Source organism: Streptomyces sp. NBC_01520 (assembly GCF_045040375.1).
In the GTDB taxonomy this organism is placed as follows: Bacteria; Actinomycetota; Actinomycetes; order Streptomycetales; family Streptomycetaceae; genus Streptomyces.
The window spans coordinates 6,979,967-7,002,692 of the sequence record NZ_CP109404.1 but is presented as its reverse complement, the minus strand read 5'-3'; the positions used below and the strand labels follow the sequence as shown (position 1 = coordinate 7,002,692).

The window sequence follows — 22,726 nt, the reverse complement described above, 5'->3', positions numbered from 1 at the left end:
GGGTCACTCCCCGCCGCGGAGGATGGAGTTGCCCTCGTGGAGCGGGTCGGGGGTGGCGGTGTCGAGCTGGAGCCGGCCGCTCTGCCCGTAGAAGGCGACGGGGTTGCGCCAGAGGACCTTGTCGACGGCGTCCTCGTCGAATCCGGCCTTCAGCATGGCGTCGGCGACCTTGCGGGTCTTCAGCGGGTCACTTCTGCCCCAGTCTGCGGCCGAGTTGACGAGGATCCGGTCGGTGCCGTGGTTCCTGAGGATGGTAACCATGCGGTCCTCGTCCATCTTGGTGTCCGGGTAGATGGAGAAGCCGGCCCAGCAGCCGCTGTCGACGGCGTCCTTCACGGTGGTCTCGTTGAGGTGGTCGAGCAGGACGAGCTCGGGGCGGAGGTCCGATTCGCGGATGACGTCGATGGTGCGGTGCAGTCCGGCGAGCTTGTCGCGGTGCGGGGTGTGGACGAGCGCCGGCAGGCCGTGGTCGGCGGCGAGCTGGAGCTGGGCGGCGAGCGCGGTGTCCTCGGCCGGGGTCATGGAGTCGTAGCCGATCTCGCCGACGGCGACGACGGAGTCCTTGACGAGGTAGCGGGGCAGCGCGTCGAGGACGGGTGTGCAGCGGGGGTCGTTCGCCTCCTTGGGGTTGAGCGCGATCGTGCAGTGGTGGGCGATGCCGTACTGGGAGGCGCGGAAGGGCTCCCAGCCGAGCAGCGCGTCGAAGTAGTCGAAGAAGCTGGCGGGCGAGGTGCGGGGCTGGCCGAGCCAGAAGGAGGGTTCGACGAGGGCGCGGACGCCCGCTTCGTACATCGCCCGGTAGTCGTCCGTGGTGCGGGAGGTCATGTGGATGTGGGGGTCGAAGATCCTCATCGGGTGTCCTCCGTGGACGTGGGGGCGGGAGCGGGGGCCGTGAGGTCGAGGACGGTTCGCAGACCGGCGGGGACCACGCGGCCGGCCGCGGCGCGTTCGGCCGCGAAGTCGCCGAGCATGCGGGCCAGTTCGGCGTCACCGCGGGCACGGTGGCCGAGCTCGGCGACGGTCTCGACGGGGACCTCGGTGAACAGGCACTTGAGCACGGCGTGCCGCCAGGCGTGCGGGGCGAGGTGGGCCGCGGCGTAGGGCCCGACGGCCGCGGCGACCAGCCGGGTGTCGTTGGTGCGCAGGGCGTCCTCGACGAGCGGCAGAGCGGTGGCGCCGAGGTCCAGCCGGTGCAGGGTGAGCAGGACGGCCCGCCGTTCGGCGGCGGTGCCCTGCTCGTAGAGCCGGGTCACGGCGGGCAGACCGGCCCGGGCTTCGAGGAGCAGCAGGGCGCGTACGGAGTCGGCGTGTTCGAGTCCGCAGTGCCGGCCGGCGGAGGCGAAGCGCAGCTCCCAGGGCGGGTTCCCGGTGTCGGCGTCGGGGTGGGCGGCGGCGTGCGCGGCCTCGGCGAGTGCTTCGTCGAGCCAGGCCCTGGCCGCTCCGCGGAGCCGTTCGTCGAGTTCCTTGTGGCTGATCAGCACGGCGCGGCTCCGTTCCTGGCCCTGGCGGCATTTCGCAGGAACTCCATTGAGCTGCGGGCGAGTTCGGGGCCCGCGTGGGAGTGCCGGGGCAGCTCGACGACGGTGAGGCCGTCGTAGCCGGTGGCGGCGAGGGCTTCGAGCACGGGCGGGAAGTCGATCTCGCCGTCACCGAACGGCAGGTGTTCGTGGACCCCGCGTCGCATGTCCTCGATCTGGACGTGCCGCAGCCAGGGGGCGGCGTCCTTGACGCAGTCGGCGGGCGGGCGGGGTTCCAGGCACTGGCAGTGGCCGATGTCGAGGGTGAGCCCGAGGGGTTCCGGGTCGCCGAGGAGCGTGCGCAGATGGTGGAAGTCGGCGAGCGTCGCGAGGAGGTGGCCGGGTTCGGGCTCGATGGCGAGGGGGACGCCGGCGCGGGCCGCGGCGTCCAGTACGGGGGCGAGCGCGTCGGTGAGCCGCTGCCAGGCGGTGTCCGTGGCGGTGTCCGGCGGGGTGACGCCGCTGAAGCAGTGCACGGCGTGCGCGCCCAGTTCGGCGGCGATGCCGACGGCGCGGACGAGCAGCGCGGTGCGGGCCGCGCGGGCCTCGGGGTCGGGGTCGAGGAGGGAGGGGCCGTGCTTGCGGCGCGGGTCGAGGACGTAGCGGGCACCGGTCTCGACGGTGACGCCGAGGCCCGACTCGTCGAGCCTGCGGGCCACCTGGCGGGTGCGGGCGCCGAGGTCGGGGGCGAGCGGGTCGAGGTGCATGTGGTCGAGGGTCAGCCCGACCCCGTCGTACCCCAGGTCGGCGAGGAGCCCGAGGGCGTCGTCGAGGCGGAGGTCGGTCAGGCCGTTGGTGCCGTAGCCGAGGTGGAGGCTCATGTGGGGCTCACCTTCCGTGCGAGCGAGCGGGCGACCGGGACGAGCCCCATGACGGCGAGCCCTCCGAACGGCGACCCGGCGCGGGCGGCCAGTGCGGCCTGGAGCGGGATCATGGCCCGGATGCCGCCGCCGACGGCACGCTGGGTGAGGGGCGGGGACGGGTTGAGGGCCGCGTGGAGGAGGGGTGGCTCCGCGGTGCGGAGGTAGGCACCGGTGAAGGCGGTGAGCAGGATCCGGTCCGGGGTGGCCGGGGCGCTCCGGGCCGCGACGGCCGCACCGAGCGCCGCCGTCGCGGCGAGGGCGGCGAGCGGTACCACGGTCGATCCGCCCTGTGCCTCGTGACGGGAGACGGAGGTGACGGCGTAGGTGTGCGCGCCGAGCAGCAGGGCGGCGGGGAGGGCGGCACGGGGGGCGACCGGAACGGAAGCGGAGGTGGAAACGGAAGCCGGGACCGGGGCCGGGCCTTTGCCGACGGGTGGCGGGTGCGCCGCACCGCCGCGCCCGGTCGTCCCCGTCCCGGCAGCCGCGGCCGTCCCGGTAGCTGTCGCGCCGAGCAGCAGGTCCAGCGCGCGGGCCGAGGCCATCGCGGCGGGCCCCAGCCGCGTGTGCTTCAGACGCAGGTCGTACGCCCAGACCGTGGCCGCGAGCCCCGATGCCACCACCAGTGCGGGTCGCCCCGCGCGGGCGGCCAGGGCCAGGCCCGCCGCGGTGAGGGCGCCCGCCGCCGCCAGGGCAGCCCCCGGTGCGACGCGCCCGGAGGGGATCGGGCGGTGCGGGCGGTCGACGGCGTCCTCGGCGCGGTCCGCCCAGTCGTTGAGTGCCATCCCCGCCTCGTACAGGCACAGGGACGCGCCGACGGCGAGGGCGGTCCCGCCGTTCGGGCGGCGGCCGATCGCGGCGGCCCCGGCGATCGCGTCGCCGGGCACGCTGAACAGCGCGGACACCCGCAGCAGTTCCGCCCAGGCGCGGAGGGTGTTCCGGGTGCGGGGCCTGTCCGGTGCGGGCGCAGTCCCGCCCGCACCGGACAGGCGGTCCTGGGGTGCCGCCGCACGGGCGCCGCGCAGCGTCGGCGCGCCCGCCGCGGCGGCGGCGAGCAGCCGCAGCGGCCTCACCGGGCAGCCTTGAGGCGTTCGGCGAAGGCCAGCAGTTCGGCGCACTGCTCGGGCAGTGCGGCGGGGCCGCCGTCCGGGTCCTTGAAGTAGAAGCCGAGCTCGGGCCGGGGGCCCGTCAGTCCGGCCTCGTGGGACCGGGCGAGCAGCCGGGCCAGGTCGAGGACCAGTGGAGCGGCCAGCGCCGAGTCGCAGCCCTGCCAGATCGTCTGGAGGATCATCCGCGAACCGAGGAAGCCGTCGAACGCGATGTGGTCCCACGCGGTCTTCCAGTCGCCCATCGCCGGGACGTCGTCGATGTGGACCTCGCCCTCCGGGGCGGCCCCGAGGGTGTCGGCGAGCACGCGTTCCTTGCCCGCGTTCTTCGCCGCGGCGGCGGCCGGGTCGGCCAGCGCCGCCCCGTCCCCGCCGCCCAGCAGGTTCGTGCCCGACCACGCCCGTACCGGCAGGGCGCGCTGGACGAACATCGGGGCGAGTACGGAGCGGAGCAGCGTCTGGCCTGTCTTGCCGTCGCGTCCGGCGTGGGGAAGTCCGCAGGTGTCGACGGCGTCCTGGAGCCGCGGGCTGCGCAGGCCCGTGGAGGGGGTGAAGTTGACGTACGGGCAGCCTGCCCGGAGGGCGGCGGCCGCGTAGAGGGAGCTGGCGGGCAGGCGGGGGGCGTCCTCGGCGGGTGCGGGTTCGGTCGAGGCGACGTTGATGACGACGGTGCGGCCCAGGTCGTGGCGCCGGGCGAAGTCGGTGAGGTCGGCGGCGAACGCGGCGATGATCTCCTCGTCGGTCCGGGTGTCGCCGGGGTGGGGTCCACCGGGGCGTATCTCCGCGTCGGCGGCGGTGAGTTCCGCCCGTACGGCCGGGGGGAGTCCGTGCGGGAGCACTCCGCCGGCCGCCAGGGCCTCGGCACGCTTGGGCAGCGGGCAGTCGAGGGTGTCGTGGCCGCCGAAGACGAGGGAGGTCAGGGGTGGCAGTCCGCTGTCGGCGAAGGGTGGTGTCTCGGTGACCATGCCGGTCGCCGGGTGGAGGCCCGCCGCGATGGCGGCGCACCCCGCGGTGGCGGTGGTGGCGACGGAGCCGCGTGCTCCGATGAACCAGACTCCGGTACGAACGGCATGTGCGGTCACGGGCTGCCTCCCTGGGGGGACGAAGAGGGGTGGGTGGACGGTGGGCGGGGAAGGCGCGCTTTCCCGCCCACCGTCGGCAGAGGTGGCCGCCCTACGTGGAGGGCAGCTCCTTCAGCTGGATGTTGCGGAAGGACACCTGGTCGGCGGCCCCGTGGTTCTGGAGGCCGATGTAGCCGCTCTTGAGGCTGCGGACCGGGTCGGTGTTGGTGAAGTCGTTGATCTTCACCCCGTTGAGGAAGACCTGGAGCCGCTCGCCCTGGACCCTGATCTCGTAGCTGTTCCACTGGCCGGGCGGCCTCAGGACCTGGTCACGGGCCTTGGTGTTGGCCGACTTGAAGGTGTAGACGGCCCCGGTGGTGCGGTCCGCCGCGTCCGTGGCGTCGATCTGGACCTCGTAGCCGTTGTTGACGGCCGACCAGGGGTCGTCGGACTCGGGGAAGCCGACGAAGATGCCGGAGTTGTCGTCTCCCGCCATCTTCCAGTCGAGCTTCAGCGAGTACGACTTCAGCTCCTTGGCCTGGTAGGTCAGCAGGCCCATGCCGCCCTCGGAGCGCAGCTCACCGTCGGCGACGGCGAACTTTCCGGGACCGGCCTGCTTCCAGCCGTCGAGCGTCCTGCCGTTGAAGATCGACCGGTAGCCGGTGTCCGGCTTGCAGTTGGCCTTCACCTGGCCGGCGGCGTAGCGCAGTCCGCCCAGCAGGTGCCGGCGCAGGGCGGGTTCGGCGTAGGACTCCTTGGTGTGGCCGAGGCCGGTGTAGAAGGAGCGGCCGCCCTGGTAGGTCTGGCACCAGGCGATCGGGTGGTCGCCCTTCATGTTGCCGCCGGTGTAGCTCGTCTCGTCGAGCGTGGCCAGGACCTGGGCCTTGTCCCGGGGGTTGGTGCGGTAGTTGTACCACTCGTCGGTGCGGTCCCAGGCCTCGTCCAGGTGTGCGGTAGCCGGGTGGTCGTGGTTCTCGACGCGGACGGTCGCGGGCTGGATCTGCGGGTGCGAGTCGAAGTACGCGCCGACGAGTCCGCCGTAGAACTCCCAGTCGTACTCGGTGTCGGCGGCCGCGTGGACGCCCATGTAGCCGCCTCCGGTGGCCACGTAGTTCTCGAACGCCTTCTGCTGGTCGCCGTTGAGGACGTCACCGGTCGTGGAGAGGAAGACGACGGCGTCGTACCGGGCCAGGTTGCTGGTGGTGAACTGGCCGGCCTCCTCGGTGGAGTCGACGGTGATGTCGGTGGTCTTGCCCAGTTCCTTCAGGGCGGTGATGCCGGTCGGGATGGAGTCGTGGCGGAAGCCGCCGGTCTTGGAGAAGACGAGGACCCGCTTGGCGGTCCGGTCGACGGGGCTGCTGGAGAGTTCGAAGTCGTCCACGTCGTAGAGCGCTCCGTCGCCGCCCTTGAAGACCAGGAAGAGTTCCGTGGCCTTCTTCGGCGCGCCGCGCAGGGGCACGTCGATGTCCTGGAACGTGTCCCAGCTGCCGGTCACCGGTACGGGTGCCGAGCCGAGGATCTTTCCGGTGGCGGAGCCTGCCCGCACCTCCAGGAAGCCTCCCGCACCCGCGGAGGACGTGCGTGCGGTGAGCTTGGTCGTGCCGCCGAGGATGTACGGCGTGAAGGAGATCCAGTCGTCGTTGTGGATGTCGCCGACGGTCCGGCCGCCGTGGGCACTGGTCTTGCTCGGTGTGGTGACGCCGGAGGAGTCGTCGTAGTGCTCGGCCTGCCGGTGGCGCGGCTGGAGCTGCGCCTGGTCACGCCCGGTGAGTGCCGCCTGGCCGCCGCCTCCGCCGTCCGTGTAGGAGGCGGAGATGCCGCCGTAGATGTTGGCGTTCGGGTCGTGCCCGCCTTCCATCGCGGTCTTGATGGTGCCTTCGCAGCCGTGCTCGGTGGTGATGTCGTGGCCGTGGCTGTCATGGCCCAGGGTGAACTTGACCTCGACCTTGGTGCAGTCGATGGTGCCGTCCTCCGGGTCGGTGACGGTGACCTTGAACGGCACCTCGTCCCCGAACGCGAACTGCTGCCCGTCGCCGGGGGCCTGCAGCACGACGGTGGGGGCGGTGTTGCCGACCGTCACGTGCACGCTGGCCGAGCCGGTGCGGCCGGTCGGGTCCTCGGCGGTCACGGTCGCGACGTACGTGCCGTTCTTCTTGTACGTGTACGTGGGGTTCGCGGCGGTCGACTTCCCGCCGTCGCCGAAGTCCCAGGTGTACGTGAGGGCGTCGCCGTCACCGTCGGTGGTGCCGGCCGAGGAGAACTTCACCCTGAGCGGTGCGACGCCGGAGGTCTTGTCGGACGAGGCCTCGGCGATGGGCGAACGGCCGCCCGTGGCGTTCTCGATGCGGTACAGCGCGGAGTTCTCGTCGCCGCCGAACCAGGCGAGGCCGTAGTCCAGGACGTACAGCGCCCCGTCGGGCCCGAAGGCCATGTCCATCACCTGGGTCCCGGACCACGGGATGTCGTTGATCGACCGGACCGCGCCTTCGCCGTCCTGCTCGATGCGCTTGATCCACTGCCGGCCGAACTCACCGGCGAAGAAGTCCCCGTCGTACTCCTCGGGGAACTTGACCGGCGAGTCGAGGTCCGCGTCGTAGTGGTAGACGGGCCCGCCCATCGGGGACTCGGAGCCGGTGCCGAACTCGGGCACGGACCCGCCGTCGTACGGGATCCAGGCGGCCTGCGCCGGGGGCAGGTCCACCAGGCCGGTGTTGTGCGGCGACTCGTTCTTCGGGGCGGCGCAGTCGAACGGGGCGCCGGAGGTCTTCGTCGCGAAGTCGTAGTCGTTGAAGGCGTCGTTGTCGCCGGTGCAGAACGGCCAGCCGAAGTTCCCGGGCTTCGTCACCCTGGCGAACTCAACCTGTCCGGCCGGTCCGCGGTTCGGGTCGGCGGCACCCGCGTCGGGGCCGTAGTCACCGACGTACAGGGTGCCGGTGGCCTTGTCGACGCTGAAGCGGAACGGGTTGCGGAATCCCATCGCGTAGATCTCGCCGCGGGTCTTGTCCGTCCCCGGGGCGAAGAGGTTGCCCTCCGGGACGGTGTACGAGCCGTCGTCGGCGACCTTGATGCGGAGGATCTTGCCGCGGAGGTCGTTGGTGTTGCCGGAGGTGCGGCGGGCGTCGAACGCCGGGTTGCGGTCCGGGCGTTCGTCGAGCGGAGCGAATCCGTCGGACGCGAACGGGTTGGAGTCGTCGCCCGTCGACAGGTAGAGGTTTCCCTGCGCGTCGAAGTCGATGTCGCCGCCGACGTGGCAGCAGATGCCGCGGGTGGCGGGGATGTCGAGGATCTTCTTCTCGCTGGCGTTGTCGAGGGTGCCGTCCGCCTTCAGCACGAAGCGGGAGAGGCGGTTCACCCCGTCGAACTTCGCGAAGTCGGCGGCGGTTCCGGTCTCCGGGGCGTCTCCGGCGGGGGTGTCCAGCGGAGGCGCGTAGTAGAGGTAGATCGCCCGGTTCTCCGCGAAGTCCGGGTCGATGCCTACGCCCTGGAGCCCTTCCTCGTCGTGCGAGTAGACGGGCAGGGTGCCGGAGACGCGGGTGTTGCCCGCACTGTCGGTGATCCGCAGCTCGCCGTTGCGCGAGGTGTGCAGCACGCTGCGGTCGGGGAGCACGGCCAGCGACATGGGTTCGCCGGTCTCCGCGGCGCCCTTGGCGAGCGTGACCTGCTGGAAGTCCTCAGCTGCGTCCTGCGCTGCCGGGGCCGCCGGCGCGTCGTCGGCGGTGGCGGGCGAGGAGCCCAGGGTGAGGGTGGCGGCTGCGAGCAGTCCGCCGGTGAAGAGGGCGAGTGATTTTCGGGCGCGGAGCCGTCTGCTGCTTCTGTGCACGTGCGTCCTCCGGAGTGTGCCGGTTGTTCGGGCGGGTGCGTTCTGCCGTTCCGCGCGGGGACTGCCGCGCTCGTCACCGGGGCTGTGGGGCCCCGGTGACGCGAGTCATGTCGTATACACGTTGGGGACGGTAGCTGCGTTCGTCCGGCACGGAAAGCCCTTGCGCAGGGGTCGAGTTGAACTTTTACCCGAGGCAGGACAAAGCCGTTTCCGGGCACGCCGAAGCGCCCCGTAGCGGCCCCTTCAAGCCCTTCCGGCGGCCCCCTCAAGCCTCCTCGGCAGACCCCCCAAGCCCCTCCGGCGGCCCCCTCAAGCCTCCTCGGCAGACCCCTCGAACCCCCCCGCCGGCCCCCTCAAGCCTCCTCGGCAGACCCCCCAAGCCCTTCCGGCGGCCCCCTCAAGCCTCCTCGGTAGCCCCCCCCCAAGCCCTTCCGCCGGCCCTCTCAAGCCTCCTCGGCAGACCCCTCGAACCCCTCCGCCAGCCCCCTCAAGCCTCCCCGGCAGACCCCTCGAACCCCTCCGGCGGCCCCCTCAAGCCTCCCCGGCGGACCCCTCCGGCGGCCCCCTCAAGCCCCTCCGGCGATTGAGGAGCGGGGGTCCGGGGGCGGAGCCCCCGGAGGAGCCGCAGGGCGGCGCCCCGGCTAGTCCCCGCCCCCGAACGCCGCGTCGAACGACGCACTCGGCGGGTCGAAATCGAACCGCTTCAGCGAAGCGAGCGCCTCCGGCGCCCCCGTCAGCCGGTCCATGCCCGCGTCCTCCCACTCCACCGACACCGGCCCCTCGTACCCGATGGACCGCAGCATCCGGAAGACGTCCTCCCAGGGCACGTCACCGTGCCCGGCCGAGACGAAGTCCCAGCCGCGCCGCGGGTCGCCCCATGGCAGATGGGAGCCGAGCCGGCCGTTGCGGCCGTCGAGGCGCTTGCGGGCCTCCTTGCAGTCGACGTGGTAGATCCGGTCCCGGAAGTCGTAGAGGAAGCCGACCGGGTCGAGGTCCTGCCACACGAAGTGGCTCGGGTCGAAGTTCAGTCCGAACGCGGGCCGGTGGCCGACGGCCTCCAGGGCGCGGTGCGTGGTCCAGTAGTCGTACGCGATCTCGCTGGGGTGCACCTCGTGGGCGAAGCGCACGCCCTCCGCGTCGAAGACGTCCAGGATCGGGTTCCACCGCTCCGCGAAGTCCTCGTACCCGCGCTCGATCATGCGCGGCGGGACCGGCGGGAACATGGCGACCAGATGCCAGATCGAGGACCCGGTGAAGCCGATGACCGTGTCCACACCGAACGCGGCCGCCGCCCGCGCGGTGTTCTTGATCTCCTCCGCGGCCCGCCTGCGTACGCCTTCCGGCTCCCCGTCGCCCCAGATCCGGCCGGGCAGGATGCCCTGGTGGCGTTCGTCGATCGGGTTGTCGCAGACGGCCTGGCCCACCAGGTGGTTGGAGATCGCCCAGCACTTCAGCCCGTACTTGTCGAGCAGCTGCCGCCGCCCGTCCAGGTAGCCGGGATCCGCGAGGGCCTTGTCCACCTCGAAGTGGTCGCCCCAGCAGGCGAGTTCGAGACCGTCGTAGCCGAAGTCCCGGGCGTGCCGGCAGACCTCCTCCAGCGGCAGGTCGGCCCACTGGCCGGTGAAGAGTGTGAACGGACGGGGCATGCGCGGGACCTCCTAGAAGGGGACCGGGGTGTGGACGGAGTTCTTCGCTGCGCTCTCCTCGACGGCGGCGAGCACCCGCTGCACCTGGAGGCCGTCGGCGAACGACGGTACGGGCGCGGTCCCTGTGGCGATGGTGTGCACCACGTCGCGGGCCTGGTGGACGAACGTGTGCTCGTAGCCCAGTGCGTGGCCCGGCGGCCACCACGCTTCCAGGTAGGGGTGTTCGGGTTCCGTGACGAGGATCCGGCGGAAGCCGGCCGAGGTGGCGGGTTCGGTGTGGTCGTGGAAGGACAGTTCGTTGAGCCGTTCCAGGTCGAAGGCGATCGACCCCAGCTCGCCGTTGACCTCCAGGCGAAGGGCGTTCTTGCGGCCGGCCGCCATGCGCGTCGCCTCGAAGGAGGCCAGCGCGCCGGAGGCGAGGCGCCCGGTGAACAGGGCCGCGTCGTCGACGGTGACCGCCCCCCGTGCGGTCCCGTCGGCGGTGCCGGACAGTCCGGCCGCCGGGCCGGCGAGGACGGGGCGTTCGCGGACGAACGTCTCGGTCACCGCCGACACCCCGACGAGGAGTTCCCCGGCCAGGTACTGGGCGAGGTCGACGATGTGCGCCCCGAGGTCTCCCAGCGCGCCGGATCCGGCGTGCTCGCGCTTGAGCCGCCAGGTCAGCGGCGATTCGGGGTCGACCAGCCAGTCCTGGAGGTAGGTGGCCCGCACGTGGCGCAGGGGGCCCAGCCGGCCCTCGGCGATCAGCGTGCGGGCGTACGTGATGGCGGGCACCTTGCGGTAGTTGAAGCCCACGATCGCCACCTGGCCGCGGGCCGCGGCCCGTTCGGCCGCGTCCACCATGGCCTCCGCCTCGGCGACCGAGTTGGCGAGCGGCTTCTCGCACAGCACGTGCTTGCCCGCCTCCAGGGCGGCGATGGCGATCTCCGCATGGCTGTCGCCGGGTGTGCAGATGTCGACCAGTTGCACGTCGTCCCGGGCGATCAGGGCGCGCCAGTCGGTCTCCGTCGCCGCCCAGCCGTGACGGGCGGCGGCGGTCTCGACGGCCGTACGGTCGCGTCCGCAGACGGCGGCGAGAGCGGGTCTCATCGGCAGGTCGAAGACGTGTCCTGCGGTGCGCCACCCCTGGGAGTGGGCGGCGCCCATGAACGCGTACCCGACCATGCCGACCCCGAGCGTCGCCGGCCGCTGTGCCGGCGGCGGGGCCTCGGTCTCCTGCTCCGTCTCTTCCCTACGGGCCATGCGGGCTTCCTCCTCGTCGGTGGTTCGGTGGCGGCGGTGGTGCGGGATCAGCTGAAGCCCGTCGGCAGGTACTGGTCGATGTTGTCCTTGGTGACGACGGCCGAGTACAGGGTGAGCGAGGTCGGGATCTCCATTTCGGAAAGACCCAGGACGCCCTTCCCCTGGCCGAGGGCGCGCGCCAGGTCGATGGCGGAGGCGGCCATCGTCGGCGGGTACAGCACGGTGGCCTTCAGGACGCTGTTGTCGGCCTTGATGGCGTCCATCGCGGACTTGGCCCCGGCTCCGCCGACCATGATGAACTCGTCGCGGCCGGCCTGCTGGATGGCCCGCAGGGCGCCCACGCCCTGGTCGTCGTCGTGGTTCCACAGGGCGTCGAACTGCTTCTGTGCCTGCAGGAGTTGAGCCATCTTTGCCTGGCCGGACTCGACGGTGAAGTCGGCGGCCTGACGGGCCACCAGCTTGATGTTGGAGTAGTTCTTCAGCGCGTCGGCGAAGCCCTGGCTGCGCTGCTTGGTGAGCTCCAGGTTGTCGATGCCCGCGAGCTCGACGACCTTGGCGTTCGCCTTGTCCTTGAGCTGCTCGCCGATGTAGTGGCCGGCGTTGAGGCCCATGCCGTAGTTGTCACCGCCGACCCAGCAGCGGTAGGCCTGCGGGGAGGCGAAGACGCGGTCCAGGTTGACGACCGGGATGCCCGCCTTCATCGCCTCCAGACCGACCTGGGTGAGTGCCTTGCCGTCGGCGGGGAGGATGACGAGGACGTCGACCTTCTTGTTGATGAGGGTCTTGACCTGGCCGATCTGGGCGGCGGTGTCGTTGGAGCCCTCGGTGATCTCCAGGGTCACCTCGGAGTACTTCTCCGCCCGCGACTTGGCGTTCACGTTGATCGCGTTGAGCCAGCCGTGGTCGGCCTGCGGTCCGGCGAAGCCGATGGTGACGGCCTTGCCCGGCTTGTCGTCGGCGGCGGGCCGGTTGTTCTGGGCGGTTGCCTGGGCCTTGGGCTCGTTGCTGGTACAGGCGGTGAGGAAGGCTCCCGCGGAGACGGCCGCGGTGCCGAGGAGCAGTCCTCTGCGGCTGGTTTCTGGCATGGCTGTCAAACCCTTCATCCGGTGTCTTGGCTACGGAACTGCGGGTGGCTGGTCGGTGACGCGGAGAGGTCAGGTCTCGCCGTTGCGGAGCGTGCGGCGCTGGACCAGGACGGCGGCGACGATGATCGCGCCCTTGGCGATCTGCTGGACGTCGCTCTGCAGGTTGTTGAGCGCGAAGATGTTGGTGATCGTGGTGAAGACGAGGACCCCGAGCACGGAGCCGACGATGGTGCCGCGGCCGCCGCTGAGGAGGGTGCCGCCGATGATCGCGGCGGCGATGGCGTCGAGCTCGTACAGGTTGCCGTTGGTGTTCTGTCCGGAGCCGGACAGGATGATCAGCATGAAGGCGGCGATGCCGCAGCACAGGCCGGAGAGCAGGTAAAGGTAGAGCCGCTGGCGGCGTACGTCGATGCCGGCGAGCCTGGCCGCTTCCGCGTTGCCGCCGATGGCGACCGTACGGCGGCCGAACGTGGTCCGGTTGAGGACCAGCCAGCCGACGACGGTGACCGCGGCGAAGACCAGGACCAGGGGCGGGATGCCCAGGACGTACGCGTCGGGCAGGCCCAGGTCGAGGACGGACTGGACGGTGACGATCTGGGTCTTGCCGTCGGTGATCTGCAGGGCGAGCCCGCGGGCCGAGGCGAGCATGGCGAGCGTCGCGATGAAGGGGACCATACGCCCGTAGGCGATGAGGACCCCGTTGACGAGCCCGGCGGCGAGTCCGACGATCACGGCCGTGAACAGGATGCCCGCGAAGCCGAAGTCCTGGGTGGCGAGCGTCGTCGCCCAGACGGAGGCGAGGGCCACCATCGCGCCGACCGACAGGTCGATGCCGCCGCCGATGATGACCAGGGTCATGCCGACGGTGACGACTCCGATGACGGAGGACTGCGTCAGGATCAGCTGGAGGTTCCCGGTGTCCAGGAACGCGTCGGGTTCGGTGAGACCGCCGACGGCCACCAGCACGGCGAGTACGCCGAGCAGGGACAGGTTGCGGACATCGGCGCGCAGACCGAGTGCGCGCAGACCGCCGGGGGTCGAGGGTGGCGCGGCGGCGCCGGTCGCGGGCCCCTTCTCCGGCCCCTGGTGCTGCGCCGACGGTGCGGGCTGTGTCATGACGTCGGGCTCCCTTCCATGACGAGGTCGAGTACGCGGTGCTCGTCGAGCTCCTGGGCGGCGGCCGTGTGTACGACGCGGCCTTCGCGGAGCACCAGCACCCGGTCGGCGAGGCCCAGCACTTCGGGCACTTCGCTGGAGACGAGCAGTACGGCGAGGCCTTCGTCGGCCAGCCGGCGGATCACGGCGTAGAGCTCGGCGCGGGCGCCGACGTCGACGCCGCGGGTGGGTTCGTCGAGCAGCAGGACCCGGCAGCCGCGCAGCAGCCAGCGGGCCAGGACCGCCTTCTGCTGGTTGCCGCCGGAGAGGGTGCGGACCGCCGCGTCGGGGTTGTCCGGCCGCAGGGAGAGCTCGCGGGTCGCGGTCCTGGCGGCGGTCCGTTCGGCTCCCCGGTCGATCCAGCCGGCGCGGGCGAAGCGGGAGAGGGTGGAGACCGAGACGTTACGGGTGACGGATTCGGTCAACAGGAGGGCCTGCGCCTTGCGTTCCTCGGGGGCGAGGCCGATTCCGGCGGCGACGGCCGCCCGGACGCTACCGGGTTTCAACGGCCGGCCGGCGACGGTGACCCGCCCCGCGGTCGGCTTGCGGGCGCCGTAGACGGTCTCCAGGATCTCGGAGCGGCCGGAGCCGACGAGTCCGGCGAGACCGACGATCTCACCGGGCCTGAGCTCCAGGTCGATCGGTTCGAACTCACCCTTGCGGTACAGGCCTTCGACGGTGAGCACCGGCTCCGCGTCGCGTCCGGTACCGGGTGCGGGACGCTCGGGGAAGACGTACTCGACGTTGCGGCCGGTCATCCTGGCAACGATGTCGCGCGTGGGGGTGGACGTGGCGGGAAGCCCTACGGCGACGGCCCGGCCGTCCTTGAGCACGGTGACCCGGTCGCCGATGCGGCGGATCTCCTCCAGGCGGTGCGAGATGTAGACGACGGCGACGCCGTCGGCGGTGAGGCCGTCGACGATGCGGAAGAGGTTGTCGACCTCGTCGGGGTCCAGGGCGGCGGACGGCTCGTCCATCACGATGAGCCGCACGTCGTGGGAGAGTGCCCGGGCCATGGAGACGATCTGCTGGTGGGCGGCGGAGAGGTCGCCGACGGCGCGGGCGGGGTCGATCTCCGGGTGGCCGAGGCGCTTGAGGAGCGCGGCTGCCGCGGTCCTGGCGTCACGGATGCGGACGACGAAGCCGGCGGTGGTGGGTTCGTGGCCGAGGAAGACGTTCTCGGCGACCGACAGGCCCTCGACCAGGTCGAGTTCCTGGTAGATGGTCGCGATGCCGAGGCGCATCGCGGTGATCGGCGAGGAGAGTCTCACGGGTTCGCCGCGCCAGGTGATGGCGCCGCCGTCGGGCTGGTGGGCTCCGGCCAGCACCTTGATGAGGGTGGACTTTCCGGCGCCGTTCTGGCCGAGGAGGCAGTGGACCTCGCCGGCCTGTACCTCCAGGTCCACACCGTCGAGTGCGCGCACTCCGGGGAAGGACTTGGTGATGCCGGACATGGTGAGCAGGGGTGGTTCAGATGCCATGACGAATCCCCTCGGCGAAACGGGGTCTCCCCTGCTCAACGGGGTCTCCCCTGCTCGGGCGAAGCCGAGAGCTTGGGGGAGGAAGCCGAGAGCGCGGGGTAGGCCGGTGAGCGGGCAGGGCGCAGTACCGGCGGTGCCGTACTGCTGACGGAACTGCTGGCGGGTGCGGGCGCGGGGCGCGGATCGGGCAGCTGCGGGTGCGGGTACGGGTACGGGGCGGAGCTCGGATCAAGCTGCTGGGCGGGTACGGGTGCGGGGCGGAGCTCGGATCAAGCTGCTGGGCGGGTACGGGTGCGGGGCGGAGCTCGGATCAAGCTGCTGGGCGGGTACGGGTACGGGGCGGAGCTCGGATCAAGCTGCTGGGCGGGTACGGGTACGGGGCGGAGCTCGGATCAAGCTGCTGGGCGGGTACGGGTACGGGGCGGAGCTCGGATCAAGCTGCTGGGCGGGTACGGGTACGGGGCGGAGCTCGGATCAGGCTGCTTGCTGCGGTGGCTGTGCGGTGTGGGCCGCACGGCGCACCGGCCCGGGCATCAGGCCGGCGAGAACAGGTGGTCGCTGATGAGCCTGGCCGCGCCGATGACTCCGGCGGTCGGCCCCAGCTCACCGAGGACGATGGGGAGGTTGCCCGTGGCCAGCGGCAGGGACTTCCGGTAGACCTGGGTCCGGACGCTGGCCAGCAGGTTGTGGCCGAGCCCGGTCACCCCGCCGCCGATGACGACGAGGCCCGGGTTGAAGAAGCTGACGAGTCCCGCGATGACCTGGCCGACCCTGTTGCCGCCTTCGCGGATCAGGTCCAGCGCGGTGGGGTCCCCGGCCGCCGCGGCGGCGGCCACGTCGACGGCGGTGAGTGTCCCGGCCGCGTCCAGCCGGGCCGCCAGCTCCGCGGACAGGCCCGCACGGGCGGCGTCCTCGGCGTCACGGGCGAGGGCGGCGCCGCTGAAGTGGGCCTCCAGGCAGCCCCGGTTGCCGCAGGCGCAGGAGCGTCCGTCGGGTTCCACCTGGATGTGGCCGATGTCGCCCGCGCTGCCCGTCGTACCGCGGTAGACCTCGCCGCCGACGACGATGCCGCAGCCGATACCCGTACCGATCTTGACGCAGAGGAAGTCGCCCACGGAGCGGGCGACGCCCGCGTGCTGCTCCCCCATGGCCATCAGGTTCACGTCGTTGTCGACCATGACGGGGCAGCCCAGTTCCTGGCTGAGCGCCTCGCGGACCGGGAAGCCGTCCCAGCCGGGCATGATCGGCGGTGCGACCGGTATGCCCTCCGGGAAGCGGACCGGTCCGGGTACGCCGATGCCGGCGCCGTCGAATCCTTCGGCGAGGCCGGAGGCCCGGAGCTTGGCCGCCATGGACAACACCTGCTCGAAGACGGCGACGGGTCCCTCGCGTACGTCCATGGGGTGGTTGAGGTGTCCGAGGACCTCCAACTCCGCGTTGGTGACGGCCACATCGATCGAGGTGGCGCCGATGTCGACGCCGAGGAAGCGCAGCGCGGGGGCGAGCCGGATGTTGTGCGAGCGGCGTCCGCCGCGGGAGGCGGCGAGCCCGTCGGCGACGACGAGTCCGGTCTCCAGCAGCCGGTCCACCTCGACGGCCAGCTTGGAACGCGAGAGGTCGACCTGGTCCCCCAGCTGTGCACGGGAGTTGGGTCCTCCGTCGCGCAACAGCCGGAGCAGCCGCGCCTGATGCGTGTTCGCGGGTCGTGCCGTCATCCGTCTCACGCGTCCCTCCCCGCCACATCGGCCAGTCCGTCGGGCTTTCGAGTGGGAACGTAGCAGCGGTTTACCGGAGTGGGAAGAAGTTGCGCACGAATTCGCTCCAACTTTCTCCACACTCAGGACAAAGCCGGGGCTCCTGGCCACGCGCCGGGGATGCGGAAGGGGCCGGAACGCCTGCGTTCCGGCCTCTGCCCCGCGCGCGTCCTCAGCCCTTTTCGCGCTGGTGGTACGTCGTGCGTGTGTGTTCCGTGTGCGCCCGCACGATCTCGGTCGCCCGCCGCTCGTCCCGCGAGGAGATCGCCTCGATCAGCGCGCGGTGCTCGATCCAGGACCGGGTTCCGCGCTGACGGGCAACCGGCGTCTAGTACCAGCGGACCCGCGGTCGACCTGCGCGGCCAGCTCGGCGAGGGCGACGTTGCCGGCCAGCTCCATGACCTTGGCGTGGAAGGCCGCGTTCGTGGCGACGGCGAGGTCCACGTCGTCCGCGGCGACGGCCCGCCCCCTGGGTGCAGAGCGCCTGGAGTGCCTCGATGCCCGCCCTGCCGGAGTTGGCCGCGGGGAGCCGGGCCGCCTCGGCCTCCAGGAGCGTACGGACCGAGAGCAGCTGGTCCGCCTCCTCCTCGGTGGGCTCGTGGACGAAGGCGCCCTGCGCGGGACGCAGATCGACCCAGCCCTCGGTGTTGAGCCGCTGGAGCGCCTCGCGCACCGGCTGGCGCGCCACCCCGAGATGCCCGGCCGGCTCACTCTCGACCAGATGCCGGCCGGGGCCGAGCGCCCGCGTGGTGATCAGCTCCGTCAGTGCCTCGTAGACGCGCTCGCGCAAAGGTCCCGGCCGTTCGAGCTTCGGCACCCTTCCTTGCGGCAGAGTCCTGCGGACAGCATCGCGGCCCCCCTCCGGGCGCCCGGCCATTGCCTATCGTCCACGGACTGCCGAGCACAATGCCTCCCCGGGGGATGATCCCGCGCACACTCAGGGGCAGCGGATCACTTGGCCCGCGTACGAGAGGTTTCCGCCGAAGCCGAAGAGCAGGGCCGGCGCACCGCTCTCGATCTCGCCCCGTTCCACCAGCTTGGACAGGGCCATCGGGATCGACGCGGCGGAAGTGTTGCCGGAGTCCACCACGTCGCGGGCGATGACCGCGTTGACCGCGCCGATCTTCCGGGCGACGGGCTCGATGATCCGCAGGTTGGCCTGGTGCAGCACGACGGCGGCGAGGTCCTCGGGGGTGACGCCCGCCCGCTCGCAGACCTTGCGGGCGATCGGCGGCAGCTGTGTGGTCGCCCAGCGGTAGACGGACTGGCCCTCCTGCGCGAACCGCGGGGGCGTGCCCTCGATGCGTACGGCGTTGCCCATCTCCGGCACCGAACCCCACAGGACGGGGCCGATCCCGGGCCGGTCACCGGCGCCCTGGTCCGCTACGACGACGGCGGCCCCGGCGCCGTCCCCCATCAGGACGCAGGTGGAGCGGTCGGTCCAGTCGACGATGTCGCCCATCTTGTCGGCTCCGATGACCAGGGCGCGGGTGGCGGCACCGGCCCGGATCGCGTGGTCCGCGGTGGCCAGCGCGTGGGTGAACCCGGAGCAGACCACGTTGATGTCCATCACGGCGGGCGAGCCCATGCCCAGGCGGGCGGCGACCCGGGCGGACATGCTCGGCGAGCGGTCGATCGCGGTGGAGGTGGCGACGAGGACCATGTCGACGTCCGCCGCCTGGAGACCGGCCGAGGCCAGCGCCTTGGCAGCCGCGTGCGCGGCCAGCTCGTCCACCGGCTCGTCGGGTCCGCCCACGTGCCGGGTCTTGATGCCGACGCGGCTGGTGATCCACTCGTCGCTGGTGTCGACCATGGCCGCCAGGTCGTGGTTGGTCAGCACCTTGGCAGGCTGGTAGTGGCCGAGCGCCACGACACGTGAGCCGGTCATGTACGGGTTCCCCTCGCTACGGATGGCAGGAACCACCCAGTCTTGGTTGCTACCGATCGGTACAAGGGCACGTAACCCCACAGGAATATGGGCCGGAGGTTGGAGCGTCTGGAAGCCCTTCCGGGGAACTCTGACACTCACCTGCCACACAACCCGCCGGTACGGCCACGGTGGGGCCTGCAGAAGGCACACCCTGTCACGGGGACCTTCGAGGACCGGGTGCTCATGGAGGGCGCCCCGTACGCCCTGGTCGAGGCGATGACGATCGCCGGGTACGCGATCGGCGCGGCGCACGGCTGTGTCTACCTCCGCGGCGAGTACCCCCGCGCGTACGACCGGCTGAGCCACGCCCTGACGAGCGCCCGTGCCCGCGGGCTGCTCGGCCCGGACGTCCTCGGTCAGGGCTACGCCTTCGACATCGAGATCCGGCGCGGCGCGGGCGCGTACATCTGCGGTGTGGGCTGCAGCGTGACCCTCCACGTGCAGGACAACGAGATCGTCAAGGTCACCTCGCCGCACGACAACCCGGTGACCCATGGCAACCTCTGTATCAAGGGCCGGTTCGGCTTCCAACACGTACAGAATCGGGATTGACGGCTATGGGACGGGTCACTGAGCGTCGCCGCACCATCCGCATCCGGGACGGGGCCGTCACCACCCGCCCCGACACCCTCGTCGCCGAGGAGCCCCTGGAGATCCGGCTGAACGGCAAACCGCTCGCCATCACGATGCGCACCCCGGGGGACGACTTCGCGCTCGCCGCCGGTTTCCTGGTGAGCGAGGGCGTGATCGGCGAGGGTTCCGAGGTGCAGTCGATCGTGTACTGCGCCGGGGCGACGGCCGACGGGGAGAACACGTACAACGTGGTGGACGTGCGGCTCGCGCCCGGCGTCGTGGTCCCCGACATCACGCTGGAACGCAATGTGTACACCACGTCGTCCTGCGGACTCTGCGGCAAGGCCAGCCTCGACGCCGTACGCACCACGACCCGTCACCCGGTCGCCGACACTCCCCCGGTCCGGGTGGAGCCCGCACTGCTCTCCGCCCTCCCCGACCGGCTGCGCGAGGCGCAGCGGGTCTTCGACCGGACCGGGGGTCTGCACGCCGCCGCACTGTTCTCGCCGGAGGGCGAGCTGATGGACATCCGGGAGGACGTCGGCCGGCACAACGCGGTCGACAAGCTCGTCGGGCGGGCGCTGACGGACGAGCGGCTGCCGCTCTCGCAGTCGATCCTGCTGGTGTCGGGCCGCGCCTCCTTCGAGCTGGTGCAGAAGGCGGTGATGGCCGGGATCCCGATGCTCGCGGCGGTCTCGGCACCGTCGTCGCTGGCCGTGGACCTCGCGGCCGAGAGCGGACTGACCCTCGTCGGTTTCCTGCGGGGGTCGTCCATGAACGTGTACGCGGGTGACCACCGCATCGCCCTGGAGGCAGCGGTGGGCAGGGGCTGAGGCGGCCCGCCCGCTGCACGGGCCAAAGGTTCCGGCCGGCGGGAGCGCCCCCTGCGCCGGCCGGGCCTCTCCCGCAAAGATGCACCGCACACCGAAACGCCGACGGCCCCGTTGACCGGTGACTGGTCAAACGGGGCCGCCTCGGGCAACCAGCACCTCAGGCGCTCAGCGCACCGTCCTTCACAGCCGAGACGAACGACGACCAGTCGTCCGCCGCGAATGTGAGCGCGGGACCGTGTGGGCACTTGCTGTCACGGACCGGGACGGCATCAGTGAAGGCGTCGGAGACCTCCACACAAGCACCACCGTCCGAGTTGCTGTAGGAACTCTTGCGCCAGCTGACGGCGCTCAGGTCGAGGGATCGCAAGGTACTTCCTCCAACACGCGCAGGATGAACTTCCGCGACTCAGCGGGGGACAAGGCCAAGTCACGTACCGCATCGTAGGCCCGCTGCAGCCGTTCAACCGGCTCTTCCGCCTCGATGAGTTCACCCCTGTAGGCATTCTCCGTGTAGGCCACGGTACGCCCGCCCGGCAGACGCAGGAACCACACATCGGTGCTGTCGAGACCGTATGGCCCCGCACTGAACGGCAGTACCTGGACCGTTACTTGGGCTCGCTCCCCCATCTCCCCCAGATATTCCAACTGCCCTCGCCACTCTCCAGGCTCACGCAGCTGCGTCCGGAGAACCGCCTCCGACACAATCGTGCGGAACGGCGGCGAGTCGTCACCCTCCAGCAGTTCTCTCCGCCCCATTCGCGCCTCGACCTGCTGGTCCAGCTCCTGGCCCTTGATCCCGCCGGCCGCCAGCACCTCCCTCGCGTACCCAGGGGTCTGCAACAACCCCGGCAGCACACTCACCGCGAAGTGCCACAGGCTCGTCGCCTCCGCCTCCAGCGCCATGTACCGCCGATACCGCTCCTTGAACTGCGTCTGGTCGCTGATCGCCAGTTCCCACAACGCCAGCAGCAGCCCCGGTGTCCCGTAGTACTGGTCCAGCGCCTGCACGACCTCCGGCCCACCGACTGTCTCGCCCTTTTCCATCTTTCCGAACAACGACCAGTCCCAGCCCAGCCGTTCGCCGAGCTGCCGCAGACTGTCGCCGCGCTCGCTACGCAGGTGCCGCAGCTCCTCCGCGAACCGTGCACGTGGTTCCCTGCTGCGGCCCGAAACCGCCCGCCTCGTCGGCATCGTGTCCTCCGTGGAACGTGTGGAACGTGACTCGTCTGCCGGGGAAGCACACCCCGCCCTCGGTGTGTCGCACCTCTGACCAGGTCACTCTCGTAACGAGCCCCTCACGCACCGTAGTACCGGGCGTGTGGTCAGGCAGAGGAATCCGCGAAAGCACAACCGAAGGAAGACACCGATGACGCCCACGTCGCAGAAGCCGCCCCTCCCCCGCAGGACGCCCCAGGCCAACGCTCCCGCCTCCCGAGCAGGACGTACGGCAACGGCCAAGGTCCAGGAGGCCGTGGCCGCACGCGACGACCTCGCCGCCGCGCTCAGCGGCGCAGGTATCCAGCTGCCCGCGATGGACGTGCGTACCCCGTGGCCGGACACGGACAGCGACGACAGCGCACGGCCGACCCGTTACGCCCTCGTCCACCTCGGCGTCTGCTCCGCTCCCGTGGCGCACGCCCTCGCCGCGGTGATCAGGAAGGGAGCGGCCGGGTGACGGATGACGGCGCCCTCTCCGTCGGGGCGGCCGTGCACGACTGCGACAGCGGCCGGGTCGGCCTGGTGATGGGTCACGAGGGCCCTTACCTCCAGCTCCGCCCGCTCGGCGGTGGCCGCGAGTGGGACGCGGACCCGTCCCGCCTACGGCCACTCGGCCCGGCCGAGCTGCTGAGCGCCCGCGTCGCCGAGGCAAACGCCCGCAGCCGTGCCGACCTCGGACTCAGCGGCATACGGGGCGCCCCGCACACCGGCCGGGCGGAGGACGGGCCCCGCTGACGGCACAGCGAAGCCCCGCGGCCAGGACGTCATCTGACGTCAGGGGTGCTCGGGAGGGGCATCGTGCTGCGCGTACTCGTCGGCAAGGACGCACATTTCACCGATGTACTGCCTCAACCTTTCAGGGGGCGTGTTCCGGTCGTTGGCCCATTGGCTCCAGAGTCCGTCCGGTTCCAGGAACCCGGCGGCGTGCGTGGCGCCGAGGGCTCCGTCGAGGTGCAGGAGCGCGCCCAGCGCCCATTCCTGGTCGTATCGGCACTCGGGCCGCCGGAGGTAGCGGTCCAGGTAGGTGGTGAGCAGGGCCGCATCCTCGGTGGTGCCGAGCAGGGCGAGTGCGATGCAGCAGCCCTGGCCTGCGTAGGTGAGTTCGCTGGCGAGCAGGAGGTCACCAATGCGCTCACGGAACTGCTCGCGGCGGTCCAGCCCGATCATCCATGCCGCGGTGATCCGGGAGCGCCAGTTGGGCTGGAGCATGAATGTGAGTTCGGCGTCAGTGACACTCCGCGAGTCGAGGCCGAGGTTCTGGAGGAACTGTGTGCGTTCTTCGGCGGGCAGCCTGACGAAGTTGCCGTGGAGCAGGTCCAGGTAACGGCCGGTCTTGGGGCTCGGAGCAGCCATCACGTAGCGGCGGAGAGTGTCGGCTCCGGGGGCGGGCATCGGCTCAGGGAAGGGCATGGACGCATCCTGGCTGTGGCGGTCGGGCCGGTCCA

General features: G+C 71.4%; 20 protein-coding genes and 1 pseudogene. 4 read left to right on the top strand and 17 right to left on the bottom strand.

The features are described from left to right. Window positions 1-3: 3 nt before the first annotated feature. The 14 genes and pseudogenes from OG524_RS31555 to OG524_RS31490 form a co-directional block, all read right to left on the bottom strand. On the bottom strand, window positions 4-852 hold the full coding sequence (locus OG524_RS31555) for a TatD family hydrolase (RefSeq protein WP_405387182.1): 849 nt from the start codon (window positions 850-852) through the stop codon (window positions 4-6). Continuing rightward, window positions 849-1,481 (bottom strand): EboA domain-containing protein, encoded by a 633-nt coding sequence (locus tag OG524_RS31550; RefSeq protein WP_405387184.1) that lies wholly within the window; start codon window positions 1,479-1,481, stop codon window positions 849-851. The genes OG524_RS31555 and OG524_RS31550 overlap by 4 nt, the downstream gene beginning before the upstream one ends. Then, entirely contained in the window at window positions 1,475-2,338 is an 864-nt protein-coding gene (locus OG524_RS31545; RefSeq protein ID WP_405387186.1) for a sugar phosphate isomerase/epimerase family protein, read from the bottom strand. Before OG524_RS31545 ends, OG524_RS31550 begins: the two co-directional genes overlap by 7 nt. Further along, window positions 2,335-3,450, bottom strand: a complete 1,116-nt coding sequence (locus tag OG524_RS31540) for an SCO3242 family prenyltransferase (RefSeq protein WP_405812118.1) — start codon at window positions 3,448-3,450, stop codon at window positions 2,335-2,337. The genes OG524_RS31545 and OG524_RS31540 overlap by 4 nt, the downstream gene beginning before the upstream one ends. Further along, window positions 3,447-4,565, bottom strand: coding sequence for an inositol-3-phosphate synthase (locus OG524_RS31535; protein ID WP_405812117.1), 1,119 nt, complete (start codon window positions 4,563-4,565; stop codon window positions 3,447-3,449). The genes OG524_RS31540 and OG524_RS31535 overlap by 4 nt, the downstream gene beginning before the upstream one ends. Window positions 4,566-4,656: 91 nt before the next feature. Continuing rightward, window positions 4,657-8,364, bottom strand: coding sequence for a ThuA domain-containing protein (locus OG524_RS31530; RefSeq protein ID WP_405812116.1), 3,708 nt, complete (start codon window positions 8,362-8,364; stop codon window positions 4,657-4,659). Window positions 8,365-9,005: 641 nt separating this feature from the next. After that, window positions 9,006-10,010, bottom strand: coding sequence for a sugar phosphate isomerase/epimerase family protein (locus OG524_RS31525; RefSeq protein WP_405812115.1), 1,005 nt, complete (start codon window positions 10,008-10,010; stop codon window positions 9,006-9,008). Window positions 10,011-10,022: 12 nt separating this feature from the next. Further along, window positions 10,023-11,252 (bottom strand): Gfo/Idh/MocA family protein, encoded by a 1,230-nt coding sequence (locus tag OG524_RS31520; protein ID WP_405387195.1) that lies wholly within the window; start codon window positions 11,250-11,252, stop codon window positions 10,023-10,025. Window positions 11,253-11,299: 47 nt separating this feature from the next. Further along, window positions 11,300-12,337, bottom strand: a complete 1,038-nt coding sequence (locus OG524_RS31515; RefSeq protein ID WP_405387198.1) for a substrate-binding domain-containing protein — start codon at window positions 12,335-12,337, stop codon at window positions 11,300-11,302. A gap of 69 nt (window positions 12,338-12,406) precedes the next feature. Then, window positions 12,407-13,453, bottom strand: a complete 1,047-nt coding sequence (locus tag OG524_RS31510; protein WP_405387200.1) for an ABC transporter permease — start codon at window positions 13,451-13,453, stop codon at window positions 12,407-12,409. Next, window positions 13,450-14,973 (bottom strand): sugar ABC transporter ATP-binding protein, encoded by a 1,524-nt coding sequence (locus OG524_RS31505; RefSeq protein ID WP_405387201.1) that lies wholly within the window; start codon window positions 14,971-14,973, stop codon window positions 13,450-13,452. Before OG524_RS31505 ends, OG524_RS31510 begins: the two co-directional genes overlap by 4 nt. A 533-nt stretch (window positions 14,974-15,506) precedes the next feature. Further along, entirely contained in the window at window positions 15,507-16,688 is a 1,182-nt protein-coding gene (locus OG524_RS31500; RefSeq protein WP_405387203.1) for an ROK family protein, read from the bottom strand. Between the two features lie 211 nt (window positions 16,689-16,899). Beyond that, window positions 16,900-17,604 (bottom strand): annotated as a pseudogene (locus OG524_RS31495) (GntR family transcriptional regulator). A gap of 60 nt (window positions 17,605-17,664) precedes the next feature. After that, entirely contained in the window at window positions 17,665-18,615 is a 951-nt protein-coding gene (locus OG524_RS31490; RefSeq protein ID WP_405812114.1) for a beta-ketoacyl-ACP synthase III, read from the bottom strand. 87 nt (window positions 18,616-18,702) lie between these two features. Here OG524_RS31490 and OG524_RS31485 point away from each other — a divergent pair, with 87 nt between their 5' ends. Together OG524_RS31485 and fdhD are read left to right on the top strand one after the other, a co-directional pair. After that, window positions 18,703-19,209 carry a hypothetical protein gene (locus OG524_RS31485; RefSeq protein ID WP_405812113.1) on the top strand — a complete coding sequence of 169 codons (507 nt, stop codon included), beginning with the start codon at window positions 18,703-18,705 and terminating at the stop codon, window positions 19,207-19,209. Window positions 19,210-19,214: 5 nt separating this feature from the next. After that, window positions 19,215-20,063 carry a formate dehydrogenase accessory sulfurtransferase FdhD gene (gene fdhD, locus OG524_RS31480; RefSeq protein WP_405387206.1) on the top strand — a complete coding sequence of 283 codons (849 nt, stop codon included), beginning with the start codon at window positions 19,215-19,217 and terminating at the stop codon, window positions 20,061-20,063. Window positions 20,064-20,220: 157 nt separating this feature from the next. Here the strand turns inward: fdhD and OG524_RS31475 are convergent, their stop codons facing one another. Both OG524_RS31475 and OG524_RS31470 read right to left on the bottom strand, forming a co-directional pair. Further along, window positions 20,221-20,430, bottom strand: a complete 210-nt coding sequence (locus OG524_RS31475; RefSeq protein WP_405812112.1) for a DUF397 domain-containing protein — start codon at window positions 20,428-20,430, stop codon at window positions 20,221-20,223. Continuing rightward, window positions 20,412-21,254: a helix-turn-helix domain-containing protein gene (locus tag OG524_RS31470; RefSeq protein WP_405812111.1), complete on the bottom strand. Its 843-nt coding sequence runs from the start codon at window positions 21,252-21,254 to the stop codon at window positions 20,412-20,414. Before OG524_RS31470 ends, OG524_RS31475 begins: the two co-directional genes overlap by 19 nt. Window positions 21,255-21,429: 175 nt before the next feature. Between OG524_RS31470 and OG524_RS31465 the strand changes: the two genes are divergently transcribed. Both OG524_RS31465 and OG524_RS31460 read left to right on the top strand, forming a co-directional pair. Then, the gene (locus OG524_RS31465) at window positions 21,430-21,738 is read left to right on the top strand and encodes a hypothetical protein (protein WP_405387212.1); all 309 of its coding nucleotides are present in this window, start codon (window positions 21,430-21,432) and stop codon (window positions 21,736-21,738) included. A 68-nt stretch (window positions 21,739-21,806) separates the two neighbouring features. Continuing rightward, window positions 21,807-22,016, top strand: coding sequence for a hypothetical protein (locus OG524_RS31460; protein WP_405812524.1), 210 nt, complete (start codon window positions 21,807-21,809; stop codon window positions 22,014-22,016). A gap of 39 nt (window positions 22,017-22,055) precedes the next feature. Here OG524_RS31460 and OG524_RS31455 read toward each other — a convergent pair whose 3' ends face one another. Further along, window positions 22,056-22,691, bottom strand: a complete 636-nt coding sequence (locus tag OG524_RS31455; RefSeq protein ID WP_405387215.1) for a DUF6000 family protein — start codon at window positions 22,689-22,691, stop codon at window positions 22,056-22,058. Window positions 22,692-22,726 lie beyond the last annotated feature (35 nt).

What these genes read in the sequence shown, in the direction of transcription:
- OG524_RS31555 (WP_405387182.1), bottom strand. Translation starts at nt 852, where the DNA reads ATGAGGATCTTCGACCCCCACATCCACATGACCTCCCGCACCACGGAC.
- OG524_RS31545 (WP_405387186.1), bottom strand. Translation starts at nt 2,338, where the DNA reads ATGAGCCTCCACCTCGGCTACGGCACCAACGGCCTGACCGACCTCCGC.
- OG524_RS31525 (WP_405812115.1), bottom strand. Translation starts at nt 10,010, where the DNA reads ATGCCCCGTCCGTTCACACTCTTCACCGGCCAGTGGGCCGACCTGCCG.
- OG524_RS31520 (WP_405387195.1), bottom strand. Translation starts at nt 11,252, where the DNA reads ATGGCCCGTAGGGAAGAGACGGAGCAGGAGACCGAGGCCCCGCCGCCG.
- OG524_RS31515 (WP_405387198.1), bottom strand. Translation starts at nt 12,337, where the DNA reads ATGCCAGAAACCAGCCGCAGAGGACTGCTCCTCGGCACCGCGGCCGTC.
- OG524_RS31510 (WP_405387200.1), bottom strand. Translation starts at nt 13,453, where the DNA reads ATGACACAGCCCGCACCGTCGGCGCAGCACCAGGGGCCGGAGAAGGGG.
- OG524_RS31505 (WP_405387201.1), bottom strand. Translation starts at nt 14,973, where the DNA reads ATGGCATCTGAACCACCCCTGCTCACCATGTCCGGCATCACCAAGTCC.
- OG524_RS31500 (WP_405387203.1), bottom strand. Translation starts at nt 16,688, where the DNA reads ATGACGGCACGACCCGCGAACACGCATCAGGCGCGGCTGCTCCGGCTG.
- OG524_RS31490 (WP_405812114.1), bottom strand. Translation starts at nt 18,615, where the DNA reads ATGACCGGCTCACGTGTCGTGGCGCTCGGCCACTACCAGCCTGCCAAG.
- OG524_RS31485 (WP_405812113.1), top strand. Translation starts at nt 18,703, where the DNA reads ATGGGCCGGAGGTTGGAGCGTCTGGAAGCCCTTCCGGGGAACTCTGAC.
- fdhD (WP_405387206.1), top strand. Translation starts at nt 19,215, where the DNA reads ATGGGACGGGTCACTGAGCGTCGCCGCACCATCCGCATCCGGGACGGG.
- OG524_RS31470 (WP_405812111.1), bottom strand. Translation starts at nt 21,254, where the DNA reads ATGCCGACGAGGCGGGCGGTTTCGGGCCGCAGCAGGGAACCACGTGCA.
- OG524_RS31465 (WP_405387212.1), top strand. Translation starts at nt 21,430, where the DNA reads ATGACGCCCACGTCGCAGAAGCCGCCCCTCCCCCGCAGGACGCCCCAG.
- OG524_RS31460 (WP_405812524.1), top strand. Translation starts at nt 21,807, where the DNA reads ATGGGTCACGAGGGCCCTTACCTCCAGCTCCGCCCGCTCGGCGGTGGC.
- OG524_RS31455 (WP_405387215.1), bottom strand. Translation starts at nt 22,691, where the DNA reads ATGCCCTTCCCTGAGCCGATGCCCGCCCCCGGAGCCGACACTCTCCGC.